Source organism: uncultured Alistipes sp. (assembly GCF_902388705.1).
Classification (GTDB): domain Bacteria; phylum Bacteroidota; class Bacteroidia; order Bacteroidales; family Rikenellaceae; genus Alistipes.
In genome coordinates this window covers 1-5130 of sequence record NZ_CABMQJ010000091.1, presented here as the reverse complement: position 1 = coordinate 5130, position 5130 = coordinate 1, and the positions used below count along the sequence as shown (strand labels likewise).

At 62.7% G+C, this 5130-nt stretch carries 6 protein-coding genes; all 6 read left to right on the top strand.

All coding sequences use genetic code 11. From position 1 onward, the window contains the following. The coding region (locus tag QZT71_RS11805) for a Smr/MutS family protein (RefSeq protein WP_295916460.1) at nt 1–530 on the top strand (530 nt) is incomplete at its 5' end. A 128-nt stretch (nt 531–658) separates the two neighbouring features. Further along, nucleotides 659–3034 (top strand): alanine racemase, encoded by a 2376-nt coding sequence (alr, locus tag QZT71_RS11800; protein WP_295916457.1) that lies wholly within the window; start codon nt 659–661, stop codon nt 3032–3034. Between the two features lie 5 nt (nt 3035–3039). Then, nucleotides 3040–3531 carry a hypothetical protein gene (locus QZT71_RS11795; protein WP_295916454.1) on the top strand — a complete coding sequence of 164 codons (492 nt, stop codon included), beginning with the start codon at nt 3040–3042 and terminating at the stop codon, nt 3529–3531. Beyond that, entirely contained in the window at nt 3531–4241 is a 711-nt protein-coding gene (locus QZT71_RS11790; RefSeq protein ID WP_295916452.1) for an SAM-dependent methyltransferase, read from the top strand. The genes QZT71_RS11795 and QZT71_RS11790 overlap by 1 nt, the downstream gene beginning before the upstream one ends. A 66-nt stretch (nt 4242–4307) precedes the next feature. Then, nucleotides 4308–4907, top strand: a complete 600-nt coding sequence (locus QZT71_RS11785; RefSeq protein ID WP_295916450.1) for a nucleotide exchange factor GrpE — start codon at nt 4308–4310, stop codon at nt 4905–4907. Between the two features lie 4 nt (nt 4908–4911). After that, on the top strand, nt 4912–5130 hold a 219-nt coding region (locus QZT71_RS11780), incomplete at its 3' end, for a DnaJ domain-containing protein (protein ID WP_295916447.1).

Genomic DNA, 5130 nt, shown 5'->3' with positions numbered 1-5130 from the left:
CGCAGCGGGGCGAGGTGCGGGCCGCGCAGAGCGCTCCGGCCGAGGCGCCGAAACCGCGCGAGGTCGAAGTCGGGTCGAAAGTGCGCATGGCCGGACAGGAGATGGTCGGCGTGGTGCAGTCGCTCAAGGGCCGCAAGGCGCAGGTGGCATTCGGCCAGATCCTGACCACGGTGGACAAAAAACTGCTGACCGTGGTGTCGAACAACGAGTACCGCGAGGCGACGCGCCCGCAGACGGCCCGCACGGTGGTGTCGGTGGACATCTCGGCCCGCAAGCTCAATTTCAAAGACCATATCGACGTGCGGGGCATGCGCGCCGCCGAGGCGCTGGACGCCGTGCAGGACTTTATCGACGACGCCCTGATGGTGGGCGTGGGGTCGGTGTCGATACTCCACGGCAAAGGCACCGGGGCGCTCAAGGAGGAGATACGCCGCTACCTGCGCACGATACCCGAGATTGAAAGCGCCCGCGACGAGCATGCCGACCGGGGCGGGGCGGGGATTACGATTGTAACATTTGACTTGTCGTGATGACGGTGTATTCCGGCACTTCCTCCGCCGGCCGCGACAGTCACGTACGCCGGGTGCGCTCCTGCCGAGCCGGCTTCGCGAAGCCCCGGATTGCATCCGCCCTGACGAAAAAAGGATAAGATACAGGAATGAACTACAAACTTTCGGAAATAGCCGCCGTCGTCGGCGGAAAATTTACGGGCTACGACACGGAGGTGCGCTCGGTCGTTACCGACAGCCGCTCGCTGACATGCGAGCTGGGCTGCTGCCCGATGTTCGTGGCCATGCGCGGCGCCAACCACGACTCGCATGGTTTCATCGCCGAAATGCAGGGCCGCGGCGTGCGGGCGTTCCTCGTCGAGCGCGACGTCGAGCTCCCCGCGGGGGATGGCTGCGGTTTCGTGCGCGTAGGGAATGCTATCGACGCCCTGCAGCGGCTTGCGGCGCACCACCGCGCCCGGTTCAAAGGCACGGTGGTGGGCATCACCGGGTCGAACGGCAAGACCGTCATCAAGGAGTGGATTGCCGAGGAGCTGCCCGAAGGCATGAAATACTACCGCTCGCCCAAGAGCTACAACTCGCAGCTGGGCGTGCCCCTCTCGGTGCTGATGCTCGAGGGGGACGAGCGGCTGGCCATTTTCGAAGCGGGCATTTCGAAACCCGGCGAGATGGAGCGGCTCGAGCGCATCATACGTCCCGAGGTGGTGATTTTCACCTCGATAGGCGATGCCCACCAGGAGAATTTCCTCAACCTCGAACAGAAATGCGACGAAAAGATGGTGCTCGCGCGCGAGGCGAAGAAGATTATTTACCACAGCTATTACGAGCCGCTGGGACGGATGGTCGCGGCGCACTTCGCCGACCGCAAGCCGCTCGATGCGGCCTCGTTCCCCGAGGTGCCCGAGTCGGTGATCGGCAATGCCGCCTCGCGCCGCAATGCGCAGATTGTCGAAGCATTCTGCGCCGCGATGCACTATCCCGCGCCGTCGTTCGCCGGGGCTCCCGCCGTGGCCATGCGGCTCGAGGTGAAAGAGGGCATCAACGACTCGATTCTGATTAACGACGCCTACAACCTCGACCTCAATTCGCTGGCCCTGGCGCTCGACTACCTGCACAGCGTGGCGCTCAACCGCCGCCGTACGCTCGTGCTGTCGGACATTTCGCAGAGCGGACTGTCCGACGACGAGCTTTACAGCCGTGTGGCTGGTATGGTCGAGCGGGCGGGCATCGATTACCTGATCGGTATCGGCCCGCGCCTGAAACGCTATGCGGCGCTGTTCACCTGCGACAAGGAGTTTTTCACGGCCACCGACGAATGCGTCGCGCGCATCAACCGCGACGCCGTGGCCGGGCGTGCTGTCCTGCTGAAAGGCGCGCGCGATTTCCGGTTCGAAAAACTGGTGCACACGCTCTCCCGCAAAAGCCATACGACGGTGCTGGAGGTCGACCTCGACGCCATGATGCATAACCTGAACTACTTCCGTTCGAAACTCGATTTCGCGACGAAGCTCGTGGCGATGGTCAAGGCGGGTTCGTACGGCGCCGGCGATTTCGAGGTCGCGCAGCTGTTGCAGCACCAGGGCGTGGATTACCTGGCCGTGGCGTTTGCCGACGAGGGGATTCTGCTGCGCGAGCGGGGGATTTCGATGCCGATAGTGGTGCTGAATGCCGATGCCGACAGTTTCGACCAGATGATTGCCAACCGCCTCGAACCCGAGATTTACAGCTTCCACTCGCTCGATGCTTTCGCCGACGCCGTGGTGCATGCGGGCGAGAGCCGCTATCCGATTCACCTGAAACTCGATACGGGCATGCACCGGCTGGGCTTCATGGAAGATGAGCTCGCACGGCTGTGCACGGTGCTGGCCGCCACGCCGCAGGTCAAGGTCGCCTCGGTCTTCTCGCACCTCAATTGCGCCGACATGCCCGAAGAGGACGCCTACACACGGGCGCAGATTGCACTGTACGACCGCATGAGCGCCCGAATCGCCGCGTCGCTCCCGTATCCGGTCATCCGCCATACGGCCAATTCGGCCGCTATCGAGCGTTTCCCCGAGGCGCAGTTCGACATGTGCCGCCTGGGGCTGGGACTTTACGGCTTCGGGTTTCGGCATAACGACGCCCTGCGTCCTGTTTCGACGCTCAAGACCCGTATCGTGCAAATCAAGCATCTGCCTGCGGGCGACGCCGTAGGCTACGGTCGTGCCGGGAAACTCACACGGCCGACCGTCACGGCGACCGTTCCGGTCGGTTACGCCGACGGGCTCGACCGCCACCTGGGGTGCGGCCGCTGGTCGGTGCTCGTGGCCGGACGGCCCGCGCCGATTGTCGGTCGCATCTGCATGGACAGCTGCATGGTCGACATTACGGACATTCCCGATGTAAAGGAGGGGGATGAAGTGGTGATTTTCTCGGCTGTGCCGGGCAACGACCTCGAAACGATGGCCGGTGTGCTCGGTACGATCTCCTATGAGATTATGACTTCGGTTTCGGGGCGTGTAAAACGGATTTACCTCAAAGAATAAAGCTCATGAAATGCTATGATTGCGGCGGTGAAATCGTCGCCGGGGCGGAAAAATGTCCGGCCTGCGGCTGTCCCGCCGAGCGTGGACAGGCCTTGAAATGCCTCGAGGTGCGGTTGCTGCCGGTGCAGGTCGAAGCCGAATCGGCCCTCGACCAGTTGGGCAAGGCCCGAAGCGCCATGTTCGCCGCGGCGTTGCTGGCCCTTGCCGGCGGTGTGGTCGAACTGTTGGGTGCGCAGGGAAACGGAATGGCGCTGACAGTCGGCTGCCTGATGCTCGTGCTGGCGGGCGGCTATGTGGCAATCGGCTGCAACATCAAAAAGTCGCCGCTGGCGCTGTCTGCCGCAGGGCTTGTCATGGGGGCGTTCTTCCTGCGCGGCGTCTTCGGAATCGTGATTGTCGGGATTATGGCCTTGAGCCTCTGGTTCGCCGCGCAGTATGTGAAAGCGGCGGCCCGCGAACGGGAACTCCGGGAAAAAATCGAAAAACTGAAAGAATAATGTTCGGAACGCTTTACCTGATCCCGTGTCCGATTTCGGATGAAACGGCGCCGTGGGACGTACTGCCGGCAGCCAACCGGGCCGTGATGGATTCGCTCGATTATTTCATCGTCGAAAATACCCGCACGGCGCGGCGCTTCCTTTCGCGGGCGGGGATTGCGCGGCCCATCGATACGCTCGAGTTCCGCGAGTTGAACGAACATACCGTTGCAGGCCGCGAAGTCGAAGAGCTGGTGCAGCCCCTGCTGGCGGGCCGGTCGGCGGGGGTAATCTCCGAGGCGGGCGTGCCGGGCGTCGCCGACCCCGGGGCCCTGGTGGTCGAGGCGTGTCACCGCCGCGGTATTCGCGTGGTGCCGCTCGTGGGCCCGTCGTCCATCGTCCTGGCTGTCATGGCTTCGGGGCTCAACGGACAGTCGTTCGCTTTCAACGGCTACCTGCCCGTCAAACCGCCCGAGCGGGCGCAGGCCATCCGCCGTTTCGAACGCCGCGCGCAGGCCGAGCGCCAGTCGCAGCTGTTCATCGAGGCCCCGTACCGCAACGTGAAGCTGATGGAACAGCTGCTGCAAACCCTTGCGCCCGAAACGCGCCTGACCGTGGCGATGGACATTACGGCCCCGGGCGAGTTTATCCGCACGCTTCCGGTGCGCGAATGGCGCGCCTCGAAACTGCCCGAAATGAACAAACGCCCGGCGATTTTTATCATCGGATAGAGGGTGGCCGGCGGTTGGTATACAATTTGTTCGATTAAATGACGGAAAATCTGAAAAACACGAGATATGAAAAAGGAAAAAGTTTATAATGAGGCCGTTAACGGCGACGACGGGTTCGAGCCCGGCGATGGTTACCCCTCGTGCGACGGCGAGCCCTGTGCCAATGTGGCAGACGACCAGCAGGATGCGACTGACACAATGGCAGACGCGGCCGGCGCTGCCGGTGGGCCCGACCTGGCGGCTGCGGTAGCCGAGTGGCAGGACAAGTACATGCGCCTGCAGGCCGAGTTCGACAATTACCGCAAGCGCACGCTCAAGGAGAAGATGGAGCTGGTACAGACCGGGGGCCGCGACGTGTTGCTGGCGATGCTGCCCGTGCGCGATGACGTGCAGCGTGCCGTCGACGCCATGCAGAAGAGCGACGACATCGAAGCGCTTCGTGCGGGCGTGACGCTCATTTCACAGAAATTTACCGAAACGTTGCGCCAGAAAGGCGTTACCGAAATCGAGGTCAAAGGCAAGGAGTTCGACGCCGACCTCTGCGAGGCCGTGGCTAGGTTTGCCGCCGGCGAGCAGATGCAGGGCAAGGTCGTCGACATCGTGCAGACCGGTTACATGCTGGGCGACAAGGTGCTGCGTTTTGCAAAAGTGGTAGTAGGAGAGTGACGCCATGGCAGAAAAAAGGGATTACTACGAAGTGCTGGGCGTCGAGAAAAACGCTAACGCCGACGAGATAAAGAAGGCATACCGCAAAGCGGCCATCAAGTTCCACCCCGACAAGAACCCGGGCGACAAGGAGGCCGAGGAGAAATTCAAGGAGGCCGCGGAGGCCTACGACGTGCTGTCGAATCCCGACAAGCGCGCCCGTTACGACCAGTTCGGCCACGCC